General features: G+C 60.7%; 15 protein-coding genes (1 of these 15 running past the window's edge). 5 read left to right on the top strand and 10 right to left on the bottom strand.

The window, feature by feature from the left end:
* Nucleotides 1–188: 188 nt before the first annotated feature.
* A complete protein-coding gene (gene speD, locus ACZZ0Q_RS21260; protein WP_463540896.1) occupies nt 189–983 on the top strand; it encodes an adenosylmethionine decarboxylase in 795 nt (264 codons plus the stop codon).
* A gap of 222 nt (nt 984–1205) precedes the next feature.
* Here the strand turns inward: speD and coq7 are convergent, their stop codons facing one another.
* The 3 genes from coq7 to ACZZ0Q_RS21245 form a co-directional block, all read right to left on the bottom strand.
* The gene (gene coq7, locus ACZZ0Q_RS21255; protein ID WP_122497352.1) at nt 1206–1853 is read right to left on the bottom strand and encodes a 2-polyprenyl-3-methyl-6-methoxy-1,4-benzoquinone monooxygenase; all 648 of its coding nucleotides are present in this window, start codon (nt 1851–1853) and stop codon (nt 1206–1208) included.
* An 81-nt stretch (nt 1854–1934) separates the two neighbouring features.
* Entirely contained in the window at nt 1935–2735 is an 801-nt protein-coding gene (locus tag ACZZ0Q_RS21250) for a formylglycine-generating enzyme family protein (protein WP_463540897.1), read from the bottom strand.
* Nucleotides 2735–3073 carry a histidine triad nucleotide-binding protein gene (locus ACZZ0Q_RS21245; RefSeq protein ID WP_463540898.1) on the bottom strand — a complete coding sequence of 113 codons (339 nt, stop codon included), beginning with the start codon at nt 3071–3073 and terminating at the stop codon, nt 2735–2737. Before ACZZ0Q_RS21245 ends, ACZZ0Q_RS21250 begins: the two co-directional genes overlap by 1 nt.
* A 94-nt stretch (nt 3074–3167) precedes the next feature.
* Here ACZZ0Q_RS21245 and ACZZ0Q_RS21240 point away from each other — a divergent pair, with 94 nt between their 5' ends.
* Nucleotides 3168–4649: an AAA family ATPase gene (locus ACZZ0Q_RS21240; RefSeq protein WP_463540899.1), complete on the top strand. Its 1482-nt coding sequence runs from the start codon at nt 3168–3170 to the stop codon at nt 4647–4649.
* Here ACZZ0Q_RS21240 and ACZZ0Q_RS21235 read toward each other — a convergent pair.
* The 5 genes from ACZZ0Q_RS21235 to hemJ all read right to left on the bottom strand — a co-directional run bounded on the left by ACZZ0Q_RS21235 (nt 4646) and on the right by hemJ (nt 9404).
* Nucleotides 4646–5437: an SDR family NAD(P)-dependent oxidoreductase gene (locus ACZZ0Q_RS21235; RefSeq protein ID WP_463560908.1), complete on the bottom strand. Its 792-nt coding sequence runs from the start codon at nt 5435–5437 to the stop codon at nt 4646–4648. The two genes, ACZZ0Q_RS21240 and ACZZ0Q_RS21235, sit on opposite strands and share 4 nt — an antisense overlap.
* Nucleotides 5438–5479: 42 nt before the next feature.
* Nucleotides 5480–6595, bottom strand: coding sequence for a DUF805 domain-containing protein (locus tag ACZZ0Q_RS21230; RefSeq protein WP_463540900.1), 1116 nt, complete (start codon nt 6593–6595; stop codon nt 5480–5482).
* Nucleotides 6596–6688: 93 nt separating this feature from the next.
* Entirely contained in the window at nt 6689–7954 is a 1266-nt protein-coding gene (locus tag ACZZ0Q_RS21225; RefSeq protein WP_463540901.1) for an alanine racemase, read from the bottom strand.
* Nucleotides 7951–8913, bottom strand: a complete 963-nt coding sequence (locus ACZZ0Q_RS21220) for an NAD(P)H-dependent flavin oxidoreductase (RefSeq protein WP_463540902.1) — start codon at nt 8911–8913, stop codon at nt 7951–7953. Before ACZZ0Q_RS21220 ends, ACZZ0Q_RS21225 begins: the two co-directional genes overlap by 4 nt.
* 65 nt (nt 8914–8978) lie before the next feature.
* Entirely contained in the window at nt 8979–9404 is a 426-nt protein-coding gene (gene hemJ / locus ACZZ0Q_RS21215; RefSeq protein WP_463540903.1) for a protoporphyrinogen oxidase HemJ, read from the bottom strand.
* Between the two features lie 195 nt (nt 9405–9599).
* Here hemJ and argC point away from each other — a divergent pair, with 195 nt between their 5' ends.
* Together argC and erpA are read left to right on the top strand one after the other, a co-directional pair.
* Entirely contained in the window at nt 9600–10634 is a 1035-nt protein-coding gene (gene argC / locus ACZZ0Q_RS21210; protein WP_463540904.1) for an N-acetyl-gamma-glutamyl-phosphate reductase, read from the top strand.
* Nucleotides 10635–10761: 127 nt separating this feature from the next.
* Nucleotides 10762–11112 (top strand): iron-sulfur cluster insertion protein ErpA, encoded by a 351-nt coding sequence (gene erpA, locus ACZZ0Q_RS21205; protein ID WP_108099340.1) that lies wholly within the window; start codon nt 10762–10764, stop codon nt 11110–11112.
* 54 nt (nt 11113–11166) lie between these two features.
* Here erpA and ACZZ0Q_RS21200 read toward each other — a convergent pair whose 3' ends face one another.
* Nucleotides 11167–12258 carry an anhydro-N-acetylmuramic acid kinase gene (locus ACZZ0Q_RS21200; protein WP_463540905.1) on the bottom strand — a complete coding sequence of 364 codons (1092 nt, stop codon included), beginning with the start codon at nt 12256–12258 and terminating at the stop codon, nt 11167–11169.
* A gap of 3 nt (nt 12259–12261) precedes the next feature.
* Nucleotides 12262–13686: a peptidoglycan DD-metalloendopeptidase family protein gene (locus ACZZ0Q_RS21195; protein ID WP_463540906.1), complete on the bottom strand. Its 1425-nt coding sequence runs from the start codon at nt 13684–13686 to the stop codon at nt 12262–12264.
* A 211-nt stretch (nt 13687–13897) separates the two neighbouring features.
* Here ACZZ0Q_RS21195 and tyrS point away from each other — a divergent pair, with 211 nt between their 5' ends.
* On the top strand, nt 13898–14836 hold the 5' portion of the coding sequence (gene tyrS / locus ACZZ0Q_RS21190) for a tyrosine--tRNA ligase (protein ID WP_463540907.1). It continues 261 nt past the right edge of the window; 939 of the gene's 1200 nt are visible here — the first part of the coding sequence; it begins with the start codon at nt 13898–13900; its stop codon lies beyond the right edge, outside the window.

The following is a 14836-nucleotide window of genomic DNA, read 5'->3' as shown; positions in this document are numbered from 1 at the left end:
AACCGACCTCTGCATAATGGCGCCCCTTTTTCCGGGGCGTCGTCTATTGGAAACGGCGCCGCGCACCCATACCCAAAATCGCCAAAGCGAAGAGGTGTTAACCGTCCTACGCAGCTGTGTTGTTCACAACTGACGGGCATGCTCGATCACGCGGCCACGCCGCATCGTTAAAAAGAGAGTTCCTAACGGTGAAAAGCAAACTCAAGCTCCACGGGTTCAATAACCTGACGAAGACCTTGAGCTTCAACATTTATGACATCTGCTACGCGGAAACGCCGGAAGACCAGCAGGCTTACGTTCAGTACATCAATACCGAGTACGACGCAGCGCGGCTGACGCAGATTCTCACTGATGTTGTCGACATTATTGGTGCCAATATCCTCAACATCGCCCGCCAGGATTACGATCCGCAAGGCGCGAGCGTGACCATTCTGATCTCCGAGCAACCGGTCACCCCGACCGACAGCCAGATCGAGGAATCCCCCGGCCCACTGCCCGATACCATCCTCGCGCACCTGGATAAAAGCCACATCACCGTGCACACCTACCCGGAAATTCATCCGGTGGATGGCATCGCGACGTTCCGTGTGGACATCGACGTGTCGACCTGCGGCGTAATTTCACCGCTCAAGGCGCTCAATTACCTGATTCACCAGTTCGACTCCGACATCGTCACCGTCGACTACCGCGTGCGCGGTTTTACCCGCGACGTGCAGGGCAAGAAGCACTTCATCGACCACGAGATCAACTCGATCCAGAACTACCTCTCGGACGACACGCAAGCGGCCTATCAAATGACCGACGTGAACGTGTACCAAGAGAATCTGTTCCACACCAAGATGCTTCTTAAAGAGTTCGAGCTGGATAACTACCTGTTTGGCGACGCCACGCAGAACTTGTCGGCCGAACAGCGCGAGACCGTGACCAAGCGGGTTAAGCACGAGATGCTGGAAATCTTCTACGCCAGGAACATGGTGGGCTAAGCGAACGGCTGCGCGTCGGCGGGGCTGCGTTAAAAACGTTTTTTGACTGCTCATGGGCTACAGCCCACTGCGCTTCAAAAAACGTTTTTGCCCGGGCCGTCTTGGCCTTGCTCCGCTCTAGCTCGCTCGTTCTGGATTTGCATGAGTCGCTGGCATCGAAAGGTCAAAAACGGACAAAAGAAAAGGCCGTTCAGTGAACGGCCTTTTTTATGCTGCAGGAAATTAGATCCGATACGTACTTTTCGTCATCACCTTCGACAACAAACTCATCCCGAACTTCACCGGCGCCGGAAAACGGAAGCCACCGGCATCCAGGGCGCTGGCCGAGTGCTGCGCTTCGTCGGTGAGCATTTGCTCCAGGATGGCCCGCGACTTTTCGTCTTCGGCGGGAATCTGCGTCAGGTGCTCGTCCAGGTGTTTGCACACTTGATCTTCGGTGGCGGCAACAAAACCGAGGCTGACTTTGTCGCTGATCAAGCCGGCAACCGCGCCAACACCAAACGACAAACCGTAGAACACCGGATTGAGAATGCTGGTGTGGCTGCCCAGTTCGCGGATGCGTTGTTCGCACCAGGCGAGGTGGTCGATCTCTTCTTCGGCGGCGTGCTCCATGGCTTTGCGTACATGGGGCAACTTGGCGGTCAGCGCTTGGCCTTGGTAAAGCGCCTGGGCGCATACCTCGCCGGTGTGGTTGACGCGCATGAGGCCGGCAACGTGGCGGGTGTCGTCGCGGCTCAGTTCGGTGTCCGGCTGGGTGAGGCCTGGCGAGGGGCGATACGGATGGCCGCTAAACGGCAGCAAGGTGCGCAGGGCGGCGTCGGCTTGCAGCAACAGGCGGTCGACGGGGGAGTAGTGGCGTTCGGTAGTCATAGGATTACCTCCGGAAAAGTCTGAGGGCAGTTTACTCCAATTCATCTGCTAGACGGCGGCTGGCAAGGCGCGCCGTCGGACTTAGGGCAGTTCGCGGAGCACGCGAAAACCTAAAGCATAGTCGTCGGTGCCCGGCTGCTTCAGGTCACGGAAGCTGCTGCGCAGGTACGTAGGCCCGCTGTTCCATGCGCCGCCACGGACCACGCGAGGGCTTTGGTCCAGCGACCCGGCAACCTGTTGCTCGCTGCCGTCAAAGGGTGTGACAAACCGCGAGGCGGTCCATTCCCACACATTGCCGGCCGTGTCGTAGAGACCAAAGGCGTTGGGGGCGAACTGGCCGACCTGGCTGGTTTTGTATTGCTCGGAACGCGGCGAACCGCAGCCGCGGCAATGGGCGCGCGGTTGGTCTTCCGGGCTGTCGAGCTGCTGGCCCCACCAGTAAAACGTGCTGCCGCCGCCCCGGGCCGCGTATTCCCATTCGGCTTCGGTGGGCAAGCGGTACCGGTGTCCGGTGCTTTTCGACAGCCATTGCAGGTAACTCTGCACGTCAAACCAGGACACGTGAATTACTGGCCGCTGCTCAGACAAGCCCCAGCCCTCGTTATCCGGCAGCGCTTTGCCAGTCGCGCTGGCGTAGCGCTGCCAATCAGCAAAGGTCAGCTCGAAGCGGCCGATGGCGAAGGGTTTATCAATGGTGATCGACTGCGCGGGGTGCTCGTTGTAGTTGCCGCGCCCAGTGCTGTCGCCGAATACGAATTGGCCCGCCGGCACCACAACCAGCTCTGGTCCGGGTTCGTTGTTGGCAAGGGTGTCGTGAAACGCTTCAACGGCATGAGCGTGGCCAGTGACTAGCGCCGCCAGCCCAAATAGGAAACCTCGCATCAGCCCGGCGGCCAGGCCAGTTGGCGTTTGCCCAACACATGCATGTGGATGTGGAAGACGGTTTGCCCGCCATCCTCGTTGCAGTTCATCACCACGCGAAAGCCTTGCTCGCAGCCCTGTTCATTCGCCAGGCGCTGGGCGGTGAACAGCATGTGGCCGGTCAGGGCGCTGTCGTCTTCGGTGAGGTGATTGAGCGTGGCGATGTGTTTTTTCGGAATCACCAGAAAGTGCACGGGCGCTTGTGGGCCGATATCGTGAAACGCGACAACATGGTCGTCTTCATAGAGCTTGCGCGCGGGAATGTCCCCGGCGACGATCTTGCAGAACAGACAGTCCACGGACAGGTCTCCAGCTGGCGATAGGAAGCCGGAGTTTAACCAGGCGGGTGCGGCACCGCGAGTGCGCGTGCGGCGGCATCGATAGGGAGCAGGTGTGAAGAACGATATCCATGACTTGGGGCTGGTGCTCGATTCCAAGGTGAAGCTGGTGGTGATCGAGTCCTGGGATGAGCAGCGGGTGATGGAAACCCTCACCAGTCTCGCGGTGAAGCGCGGGCTGGGCTTGTTCACTTGGGCGGTCACCGAGGGCATGCAGAAGCTTGGTTTTGGCGGTGATCCGCAGGGCGACGCGCCAAGCTTCGAGCCGGAAGCGGCGCTGCGCCTGATCAAGCACGACCCTATGCCGAATCTGTACGTGCTGTGCGACCTGCATCCGTTTATGGAAGACAACCCCAAGCTGGTGCGGCTCCTCAAAGAAATCGCCATGGCCGAGGGCGCGCATAAACCCACGGTGGTGTTGGTGTCTCACGCCTTGAAGTTGCCACCGGAAGTTCAGCGCTACGCCGCGCGCTTCAGCCTGGCGCTGCCATCGGAAGACGAGTTGCTGGCCATCGTGCGCGAAGAAGCCGGCCGCTGGAGCGAGCGCAACCGCGGCGCCCGCGTGCGTACTGATAACCGCACGTTGCAGCAGGTGGTGAAAAACCTTCGCGGCATGAGTCACGCCGAGGCGCGAGTGCTGGCGCGCGGGGTGATTTGCAACGACGGCGCCATCACCCAGGAAGATTTGCCAGAGCTGAACAAGACCAAATTCAAACTGCTCGACCTGGAAGGCGTACTCAGCTTCGAACACGACACCGCCCGCTTCGCCGAAGTCGGCGGCTTGCTCAACCTCAAGCGTTGGCTGGCTGAGCGGCAAGACATTTTCCTTGCCGGCAAGGCCACCGATTTGCCCAAAGGCATGCTGCTGGTCGGCGTTCAAGGCGGCGGTAAAAGCCTGGCGGCCAAAGCGGTTGCCGGGCTGTGGGGGTTGCCGTTGCTGCGGTTGGACTTCGCCTGCCTGTACAACAAATTCTTCGGGGAAACCGAGCGCAACCTGCGCGAAGCGCTGCGCCTGGCTGAGCAGATGGCGCCATGCGTGCTGTGGATGGATGAGGTGGAGAAAGGCCTGGCTAGCGGTGATCACGACGGCGGCGTCAGCCAACGCGTGCTCGGCACCTTGCTGACCTGGATGGCCGAACGCAAAGCGCCTGTGTTTATGGTCGCGACCGCCAATGCCATCGACCGCCTGCCGCCGGAGCTGGTGCGCAAGGGCCGTTTCGACGAGCTATTTTTCGTCGACCTGCCCGACGCCGAGACCCGTGCCGACATTTTCCGCATCCACCTGCTGCGTCGCGAGCTGGACCCTAACGCCTTCGACTTGCCGCAACTGGCGACCGTGAGTGACGGGTTTACTGGCGCGGAAATCGAGCAAGTGGTGGTCAGTGCGCTGTACGCCGGTCAGGCGCAACAGCAGGCGGTTGATCAAGGTTTGCTGCTGCGCAATATCAGCAGCACGGCGCCGTTGTCGGTGGTGATGGCCGAAGACTTGGCGGCGCTTCGCGCGTGGGCGGCGGGGCGTACGGTGTCTGCGGGTTAAGGCTGGCGACTGAAGCGCTTGTTGACCACCCCGGCCAGCTTGCGCACCAGCCAGCGCGGGGCGAACCGTGAGCTTCTGGCGATCAGTCGGTTGCGCCAACCGGGAATGATCAGCGCGCGGTTTTTCTCCAGCGCCCGCACGGTGTAGAGCGCCAACTCCTCTGGGCTCATCATTAGCTTGCTGTTCGCCAGTTTGCTCACCTCCATGTCGGCGCCGCGAAAAAACGCAGTGCGCGTAGGGCCGGGGCAGAGCACCGATACCTTGATGCCGCGTCCTTTCATTTCCTCGCGCAAGCCTTCGGAAAAGTGCAGCACGAACGCCTTGCTGGCGTAGTAGCTGCTCATCCACGGGCCGGGCTGAAATGCCGCAACCGAGGCCACGTTCAGAATTTGCCCACCGCCTTGTGCGGCCATGCTGTTGCCAAGGGCGTGACTGAGGCGGGTGAGGGCCAGCACGTTGACTTCCAGCTGCTGCTGCTCGCGGCCCCAATCGCTGTCCAGGAATGGACCGGAGGTGCCGAGGCCGGCGTTGTTGATCAACAGGTCGATAGGCAGCTCGCCCTGTTCCAGTTCAAGGATCAGGCCGGTGAGTTGGGTGGGGTGGGCGAGGTTGCAGGTGCGAAACAGCACCTCGACGCCGAAGCGCTGGGTGAACTCACAGGCGACGCTTTCAAGTACGTCGCGCTGGCGGGCCACTAGAATCAGATTCCGTCCGCGTCTGGCCAAGGCTTCCGCCAAGGCCAGACCGATGCCGCTGGAGGCCCCGGTTACCAATGCATAACGGGGCATAACGTTCTCCGCGCGGCGAGTGGGATGTGCAACGGTGCGTGCTTACTCTTCGTCAGACTCAGCGTCTTCAGCGGGCTCGACCGGTACTTCGACGGGCTCGGCAGGTTCGGCGTACTCCGCAGACGGCTCGGCGCTTTCTTCGCTGTTTTCGTCGGAGTAAGGCTGCGCGTAGCTGGAATCCTCAGTGCCCTGGATGTAGCTCTGGTACTGCGGAATGGCAATCGCGGCCAGGATGCCGATTACTACTGGTAACACCAGCATCGACCAGGCCATCAGCACCACGCCTTTGCTGTTTGGCGGGGGCGGGGAGCCGTAACGGTTGGCGCCAGGCGTGCCGGGCAGAATCAGCATGAGCAACGGGAAGACGCTGCCGACAATCGGAACCAGCAGCAGCAATAGCAACCAGGCCGACCAGCCCAGGTCGTGCAAACGTTTGGCACCGAAACCGACGCTGACCACCATCAAGGCGATCCAGCCGATCACCATCAGGGCGATGGCGAGCACCTGCGAGATCATCATGGCGCCGGCGAAGACCAGGCCGAGCACCGGCAGGGCCAGCAAGGTCAGACCCATGCTCCAACCCAGGTAGCGCACGCGGCCGATTCGACCTTCGATGCCGAACAGGTTCAGCTCGGCGTATTCGGGCAGGGTTTCGCCCACTTGCGCCTGAGGCGTGGCGTAAGGCGACGCAGCGGCTACGGGGGCCGAAGCGCTCACGCTAGGCGCCGGCGCGGCGGGAGCGGTTTCGGCCAGTTGTGCCTGACGGGCGACGTATTTGTCGATGACGATGCCGCAGGCGCTGCACTCGATGGCCTTGGGTTGCTCATGGCCACACTTGGGGCAGGTCATGCGCGTGGCTTCGTCGGTGGGCTCGGCGGGTGTGGTGCGGTGGTCGTCGGTTTCCACCAGGCTGAGGCTGGCGGCCAGGTCAGCCTCTTTGTAAACCTGGGCGCCTGCGTTCTGCAGCGCCGTGACGTATTTGTCCGCTTCGGCTTCGGTGAGGTCGCGTTTGAGCGCCACCGGGTTGCCGGTGAATAGCGCGTCAATTTTGTCGCGGTCGCTCTTGAACAGGCGGGCCAGATTGTCTTTGACGGCATCCAATGCCGCTGCCGGCATCAGTTCGCCGGTGAATACGATTTTGAAGCGTGGATCGGTCATTCGTACGTCCCTGTCAGCACTAGAGATGAAGTGGACACAGCGTACTGGCCCGAGTGAGGTTCAGACAAGCGCGGGCGTGATGCGCATCACGCTTCAGCCCATGTTTTCTGGCAACCAGCGCCCCACGAAGCGGTTATTGCGCAGCAGACGCAGGGCGCTGAAGTCGTCCATAAGGCCTTCGCTGAGCTGCGGTCGCAGAAAAACCCAGTCGTCGACGTGCAGATCTGTGGCCCGCGAGCCGTTCACCCGCTCCTGGTTGGCGCTGCGACCGAAGAGGCTGTCGTAGCTCAGCCCGGCGGGGGCAACCGGTTCGGCTGGCCAGCGACCGCCATATAAGTAGTAGGCCTGTTGGCGATTGCGGTCCCAGGTCTGCAGCGCTGTTTGCACACCGCTCAGGTACGGTAATTCGCCGGTCTGTGCTTTGAGCACGGGGCTGGCGATCCACAGTGCGGGCGTGTGACCGCTGAGCAAGTCGGTGTCGAATTCGCTGGGCTTCAGCAATGCCGAACCGACGGCCACTTCGTTCAACGGTGTGTCGCCGCGCGCATGCAGCGCATACGTCAGGCTGCCGCCGCCGTTGAGCAAGGGCTGTGCGGGCCAGAGGTCGGTGAAGGTTTGCGCGGTGGCGAGAAAGGCGCGGTAGCGGGCGTTGCTGTCGGCGAAGGCGCGGTCGCGGCCGACCCACGGCGGCGAATGGGCGACGTGCGCGTCATAACCCATCAGGCCGCGCAGGCGTAAATCCGCGTTGCGGGTACGCAGCGTGGCGAGCGCCTCGCCAAGTGCCTGCGGGGTCGCGAAGCCGCCGCGGGCCAGGCCCAGGTCAATTTCCAAAGCAATCTGGACGGGTTGTTTCAGGGCCGCAGCCAGATCCGCGTATTGCTGCAGGCGCTGCGGCGTGTCGATAAGCCAGGTGACCTGGCGGGCCGGTTCGAACGATGATGCCGCGCCCAGTTGCTGATAAAAACTCAGGGCCGCGTCTACCGGCAGCGGTTTGCCGACGAGCAAGTCGGCATCAGCAAACAGTCGTGCCAGGCCATTGAGCTGCGGCTGGTGGAAGACCATAAAGCGTCGCGTGGCGAGTTTTTGCGCGAGATAGCCGAGCAAGCCATCGCTGGCCAGTGATTTGGCGACCAGTCGCAATGGCAGCGCCGGGCCAAGCCGCTTGGCCAGCAGCTCGGCGTTGGCGTCCAGCCGTTGCATGTCGACCACCAATTGCGGCACGCCGCCGCCGTCCTGTTTTAACAGGCGGTTGAGCGTGGCGAAGTAGTCGTCGTAAGGGCGGCCGTTGTCGCCTGGGCGTGCAGCCCAGGCTCCCAGCAGGCCCAGTGCGCCCAGGCCCAGCAGGTGGCGCCGGTTCATCGCGGCCAGCGCTGACCCAATTGCACGGTGCGTTGCTGGGCGGCGCGGTATTCGCTGTCCAGGCGCTGAATCAGCTCGGCGACGCTGGGCAGGTCGGTGATGTCGCCCACGCCTTGGCCGGCCGACCACACGGTTTTCCAAGCTTTGGCTTCGTCGTTGATGGGTTTGAGCTTCTCGCCGTAGTTCACCGCGCCTTTGTCTTGCAGCTTGGCCAGGTCAAAACCGCCTTGCTCCAGGCTCTGGCGCATAAAGCTCGCGGGTACGCCGGAGACGGCAGGGGTGTGCACGATGTCGGCGGCTTTGGCGCCGAGGATCATGTCTTTGTAGGCCTGCGGTGCGTCGTTTTCGTTCACGGCGATCATGCGGGTGCCGAGGTAGGCAAGGTCCGCCCCGAGCATTTGCGCGGCGAGAATTTCGTGACCGTGGTTGAGGCAGCCGGCCAGCAACACGGTTTTGTCGAAGAACTGACGAATTTCTGCGACGAGGGCGAAGGGGCTCCAGGTTCCGGCATGACCGCCCGCACCAGCCGCCACGGCAATCAGACCGTCGACGCCGGCCTCGGCCGCTTTCTCGGCGTGCCGGCGCGTGGTGACGTCGTGGAATACCAGGCCGCCGTAGCTGTGCACCGCGTCGACCACTTCTTTTACTGCACCGAGGCTGGTGATGACGATGGGCACGCGCTGCTCCACGCAGATGGCCAGGTCCGCCTGCAGGCGCGGATTGGTGTTGTGCACGATGAGGTTGACGGCGTATGGCGCGGCGTCGCTGCCCAGGCCCGCATTGATCTCGTCTAGCCACGCCTTGAAGCCGCTGCTATCGCGTTGGTTCAGTGCCGGAAAGCTGCCGACGATGCCGTTGTTACAGCACGCCAATACCAGTTGCGGGTTGGAGACCAGGAACATCGGTGCAGCAACTACCGGTAAACGCAGGCGTTGATCGAGCAGGGCGGGCAAAGACATGGGCATTCTCCAAATCGGTCGCATAGAGGCTGCGGCAGCAGCAGTGGAAGTCAGAACGAGGCCAGTTAGAACGGACGCACGACCACCAGGATTACGATGGCCAGCAAGGCCAGTACCGGCGCTTCGTTAAACCAGCGATAGAACACGTGGCTGCGGCTTTGCTGCCCGGAGGCGAAGCGTTTGCGCATGGCGCCGCACATATGGTGATAGCCAATCAGCGCCACCACCAGGGTCAGCTTGGCGTGCATCCAGCCTTGGCTGAGCAGGCTGGGATTGAGCCACAGCAGCCAAATGCCAAGGCCAACGGTGGCGAGCATCGAGGGCGTCATGATGCCGCGATAGAGCTTGCGCTCCATCACGCAGAAGCGTTCTTTGCTGACGTTGTCTTCGCTCATGGCGTGATAGACGAACAGGCGGGGAAGGTAGAACAGCCCGGCGAACCAACAAACCATGGCGATGATGTGAAAGGCCTTGACCCAAAGGTAGAGCATCGGGGTTTCCTGAGCGGAGGAAGGAAGCGGCGGTTGAGCGCCTGAATTGGCCGTATTAAACAGGTTATCCCGGTCATACGTCACCAAGGCGGTTGGCCGTTGACGGATGCAGCCGTATCATCGGCAGCTTTCCCCGACTCGGGGAGACTGCTGCGCTTTCCCGCAGCGGGCATTCAGATTTGCAGGGGGTTCGTGATGGTCAAGGTCGGTATCGTCGGCGGCACAGGCTACACCGGGGTCGAGCTGCTGCGCCTGTTGGCACAGCATCCACAGGCTGAGGTGGTGGTTATCACCTCGCGCTCGGAAGCGGGCACACGCGTCGATGAGATGTACCCGAACCTGCGCGGCCACTACGACAACCTCAGCTTCACCGTTCCGGACACCGCCACCCTGGGCGCGTGCGACGTGGTGTTCTTCGCCACTCCGCACGGCGTCGCCCATGCCTTGGCCGGCGAATTGCTGGCAGCCGGCACGAAGGTGATCGACCTGTCGGCCGACTTCCGTTTGCAAGACGCGGAGGAATGGGCCAAGTGGTACGGCCAACCTCACGGCGCTCCGGATTTGCTCGGCGAAGCCGTTTACGGACTACCGGAAGTGAACCGGGAACACATCAAAAACGCTCGCCTGGTTGCCGTGCCTGGCTGCTACCCAACCGCCACGCAGCTCGGTTTTCTTCCGCTGCTGGAAGCCGGTTTGGCCGATAACAGCCGCTTGATCGCTGACTGCAAGTCGGGCGTCAGCGGTGCCGGTCGCGGGGCGAAAGTGGGCTCACTGTTTTGCGAAGCCGGTGAAAGCATGATGGCGTATTCGGTAAAAGGTCATCGCCATTTGCCGGAAATCAGCCAAGGCCTGCGTCGCGCCGCGGGCGGTGAAGTGGGCCTGACCTTCGTGCCGCATCTGACGCCGATGATCCGTGGCATCCACTCCACGCTGTACGCCACCGTGACGGATAAGTCGGTCAATCTGCAGGAATTGTTTGAAAAGCGTTACGCCAACGAGCCGTTTGTGGATGTGATGCCGGCCGGTAGTCACCCGGAAACGCGCAGCGTACGCGGCGCTAACGTCTGCCGTATCGCGGTGCACCGCCCACAAGGTGGTGATTTGGTGGTGGTGCTGTCGGTGATCGACAACCTGGTCAAAGGTGCGTCGGGCCAGGCCGTACAGAACATGAACATTCTGTTTGGGCTGGACGAGCGTTTGGGCCTGTCCCACGCTGCGTTGCTGCCGTAATAGACCAAGCGACCGCACGGCATCCAGCTGGCGGTCGCCGTTCAATAGTTGACCATTTTGGTAGGGGAAGCGGATAATGCTCGCGTCCCCAAGTAACACGTCGGCCACTGGCCGGGAGAAAGACAGCATGAGCGTCGAATCCTTCACCCCCACACCGCTGCAATTCACGCACGGCGCGGCGAACAAGGTCAAAAACCTGGTCGATGAGGAAGGCAATCCACGTCTGAAATTGCGTGTGTTCGTCACCGGCGGCGGTTGCTCCGGCTTCCAGTACGGCTTCACCTTCGATGAAGAAGTTGCCGATGACGACACCATCGTTGAGCGCGAAGGCGTGAGCTTGGTGGTTGACCCGATGAGCTTCCAGTATCTGGCAGGTGCGGAAGTTGATTATCAGGAAGGGCTGGAAGGTTCGCGTTTCGTGATCAAGAACCCGAACGCAACGACCACGTGCGGCTGCGGGTCGTCCTTCTCGATCTGAGTAATGGTTGCTACAACGACGCCGCGCGATTGCGCGGCGTTTTCGTTTCTGCAATTAGGCCGGGTAAATGGCGCCGAGCACTCGCAGGCCTTTGGCACCGGTGACGCTTGGGCGATTGCTGGGGATATTTTCCAGGCAGCAATGCGCAAGCCAGGCGAACGCCATGGCTTCTACCCAGTCGGCTGGCACGCCGTGTTCATCAGTGCTCTGCACGCTGCAGCCCGGCAGCAATTCGCCGAGGCGTTTCATCAACGTAAGGTTGCGGGCGCCGCCGCCGCAGACCAGAAGCCGTTCCGTATTTTGCTGAGCATTGGTCAGCGCGCCTATGATGCTCTGTGCCGTCATCTCTAGCAGCGTGGCCTGCACATCCGCCGGGCTTATGGTTGGGCGCTCGCTCAGGTGTTGGTCAAGCCACGGCAAGTTGAATAGCTCACGGCCGGTGCTCTTTGGGCCTTTGGTCGTGAAGAACGGGTCGCTCAAGAGCGCACCGAGTAGCTCATCTGACACCGTGCCGCTTGCCGCCCAGTCGCCGTTGCGGTCGTAGCTAATACCCTGGTGACGATGAATCCAGGCGTCCATCAGCACGTTTCCGGGGCCGGAGTCGAAGCCGTGCGCCGGCTGCTGCGGATCGAGCAGACTGAGGTTGCTGAAACCGCCGACATTGAGGATGGCCTGCCGGCTGGTTCCGTCGCTGAACAGCGCATCGTGGAATGCCGGCACCAATGGCGCGCCCTGGCCGCCTGCGGCAACGTCGCGGCGGCGGAAATCGGCCACTACGCTGATACCGGTTAGTTCGGTGAGCAGTGCCGGGTTGCCAATCTGAATAGTGAAACCGCGTGCCGGCTCATGCCGAACGGTCTGGCCGTGGCTGCCGATGGCGCGGATATCCTTGGGATCGAGTTGCTGTTCGCTAAGCATCGCGCGGATGCATTCAGCTGCCAGGCGAGCCCATTGCTGTTCAGCGATTGCGCTTCTTGCAAGCTCGTCCGGGCCAGAGCTGCACAGCGCGAGCAAGTCGGCACGCAGGTCGTCCGGCATGGGCAAGTAACGGGTGGCGAGAAGGGTGGTGGTGTTGCTTTGGTCGATTAGAGCGATGTCCAGCCCATCAAGGCTGGTGCCGGACATCACTCCTATATAGCGCGGCACGGATTAGCGCTTGTTCAAGGCCAGCATAGTGGCCTTTTCTTGATCCATCTGCGCCATCAGCGGTTTGCTCATTTGCATGAAGCGCGCTTTATCTGGGCCGGAAATCGGGTCTGCCATAGCCAGTTTCTGGCTCAGCGGATCGACGTGTTGGCCATTCACTTGAAACTCATAGTGCAGATGCGGGCCGGTCGACAGGCCAGTGGTGCCGATGTAACCGATCACTTGACCCTGTTTGACCATGCTTCCGGTTTTGATGCCTTTGGCGAACCCCTGCATGTGGCCATACAACGTGGTGTAGGTTTTGTTGTGCTGAATGATGATGGTGTTGCCGTAACCACCGCGGCGGCCAGCCAGCTGCACGCGACCGTCGCCGGCTGCTTTGATCGGCGTACCGCGCGGCGCGGCGTAATCGACACCTTTGTGGGCGCGAATCTTGTTCAAAATCGGATGGAACCGACCCATCGAGAAGCGCGAGCTGATGCGTGCGAAATCCACCGGCGTACGGATAAACGCCTTGCGCATGCTGTTGCCATCAGCGGTGTAGTAGCTGGTAGAGCCCTGCTTGTTGGTGTAGCGAACAGCCGTGAACGGCTTGCCACGGTTAACAAAGCGCGCCGCGAGGATGTTGCCGTCGCCGACTTGTTTGCCGTTAACCACTTTCTGCTCGTAGATCACTTCAAATTCGTCGCCTTCGCGGATGTCTTGCGCGAAGTCGATGTCGTAGCCAAAAACGTTGGCCAGATCCATGGTCATGTTGTGCGACAGGCCGGCACGCTTGGCCGAAAGGAACAGCGAGCTGTTGATTACGCCATGGGCGTAAGCGGTTTGAACGGTTGGCTTGGTGATATCGCGTTTAAAGTCGAAGCCTTTATCCGTCTTGGACAAAGTGATGGTCTCGAGGTCGCTGAGCTTGCTCTGCAGATGCTGTAGGCCACCATCTTGGGTGAGCTTCACTTCCAGGACTTGCCCAATCTTCAGCTGACCAAAACGCTTGGCATCGTTGCTGCTGCTAAGGGCTTCATGAAGATGCGCAGGCGTCAGGCCTGCTTTCTGGAAAACGGTGGAAAGTGTGTCGCCGTTCGCCACCGTAATCAGCTTCGTGTAGGGATCAACCGGGGCTGCTGCGGCCACCGGCTCTGCTGGCTTTGCGGCAGGTTGCTCGGCTTGCTGCGTGGTCGAATTCTGCGGGTCGATCTGAGCAAACGGCGATGCGCTGGTTTCGCCCGGCAGGCGCGTTTGCTGCGGCTCGCTCGGATTGGTTTCAAGCTGCTCGCTAGCGTTGAGATCGAGATTGAGCGTGGTCTTTTTTGCTTCTACTTCACGGGAGGGGAACACCAGCAAAGCCAAACTCAGCAGAGCGGCAATGCCGCTAGCCGCAAGTAGATGACTTTTCGGGTACGGCGGGGGCGCTTTAGGAATAGAGGTCATAAGGTGATTTTGACTTTGAAAAGGTGAAAAGAAGAGATGAAGAAAATGATGAATATGAAATAACTGTATAAAATATAACCAAAATCACCCTGAGGCAAGCCTGCGGATTTCCCGTTTTTAACGTAGGGATAAGCGGTGGGCACAAACTTGTAATTAGTTGGTGATCTTGTATGGTTGGTTCCCTTCGAAAATCAGGTGGTGCGGGGCGGGTATGAAGTCGGTTGAAGAGCAGCTGGCGCTGATCAAGCGCGGTGCAGAAGAGGTATTGGTCGAGGCTGAGTTGGTCGAGAAACTGAAGCGCGGTCAGCCGCTGCGTATCAAGGCAGGCTTCGACCCTACCGCGCCAGATCTGCATCTTGGTCATACCGTGCTTATTAATAAGCTGCGTCAGTTTCAGGAGTTGGGCCACCAGGTGGTTTTCCTGATAGGCGACTTCACCGGCATGATCGGCGATCCCAGCGGCAAGAGCGCAACCCGTCCGCCGCTGACCCGCGAGCAAGTGCTGGATAACGCCGAAACGTACAAGGCTCAGGTGTTCAAGATTCTCGATCCGGCGAAAACCGAGGTGGCGTTCAACTCCACTTGGATGGATCAGCTGACCCCTGCCGATTTCATTCGCCTGGCCTCCCAGTACACCGTGGCGCGCATGCTTGAGCGTGATGACTTCAGCAAGCGTTACGCCACGAATCAGCCGATCGCGATTCACGAGTTTCTCTATCCGCTGGTCCAAGGCTACGACTCGGTTGCGTTGAAGGCGGACGTTGAGCTTGGCGGTACCGATCAGAAATTCAACCTGCTGATGGGGCGCGAGCTGCAACGTGCTTATGGGCAAGAAGCGCAAACCATCCTGACCATGCCGTTGCTGGAAGGGTTGGACGGCGTGAAGAAGATGTCCAAATCGCTGGGCAACTACGTCGGCATCCAGGAAGCGCCGGGGGTTATGTACAACAAGCTGGTATCGATCCCGGACTCGTTGATGTGGCGTTACTTTGAGCTGCTCAGCTTCCGCTCAATGGAAGAAATTGAAACGTTCAAGGCTGAGGTTGCTGCGGGTGCGAATCCGCGTGACGTCAAGATCAAACTGGCCGAGGAAATCGTGGCGCGCTTCCACGGCGAGGAAGCGGCTGCCAACGCACACCGCTCTGCTGGC

Source organism: Pseudomonas sp. AC070 (assembly GCF_979258635.1).
Note: the sequence above shows the minus strand (reverse complement) of the source record. Positions and strands in the feature narration are given on the sequence as shown.

Coding starts and splice junctions, on each gene's coding strand:
- coq7 (WP_122497352.1), bottom strand. CDS start 1,853: ATGACTACCGAACGCCACTACTCCCCCGTCGACCGCCTGTTGCTGCAA.
- ACZZ0Q_RS21230 (WP_463540900.1), bottom strand. CDS start 6,595: ATGACCGATCCACGCTTCAAAATCGTATTCACCGGCGAACTGATGCCG.
- ACZZ0Q_RS21250 (WP_463540897.1), bottom strand. CDS start 2,735: ATGCGAGGTTTCCTATTTGGGCTGGCGGCGCTAGTCACTGGCCACGCT.
- erpA (WP_108099340.1), top strand. CDS start 10,762: ATGAGCGTCGAATCCTTCACCCCCACACCGCTGCAATTCACGCACGGC.
- ACZZ0Q_RS21235 (WP_463560908.1), bottom strand. CDS start 5,437: ATGCCCCGTTATGCATTGGTAACCGGGGCCTCCAGCGGCATCGGTCTG.
- ACZZ0Q_RS21220 (WP_463540902.1), bottom strand. CDS start 8,913: ATGTCTTTGCCCGCCCTGCTCGATCAACGCCTGCGTTTACCGGTAGTT.
- ACZZ0Q_RS21225 (WP_463540901.1), bottom strand. CDS start 7,954: ATGAACCGGCGCCACCTGCTGGGCCTGGGCGCACTGGGCCTGCTGGGA.
- argC (WP_463540904.1), top strand. CDS start 9,600: ATGGTCAAGGTCGGTATCGTCGGCGGCACAGGCTACACCGGGGTCGAG.
- hemJ (WP_463540903.1), bottom strand. CDS start 9,404: ATGCTCTACCTTTGGGTCAAGGCCTTTCACATCATCGCCATGGTTTGT.
- ACZZ0Q_RS21195 (WP_463540906.1), bottom strand. CDS start 13,686: ATGACCTCTATTCCTAAAGCGCCCCCGCCGTACCCGAAAAGTCATCTA.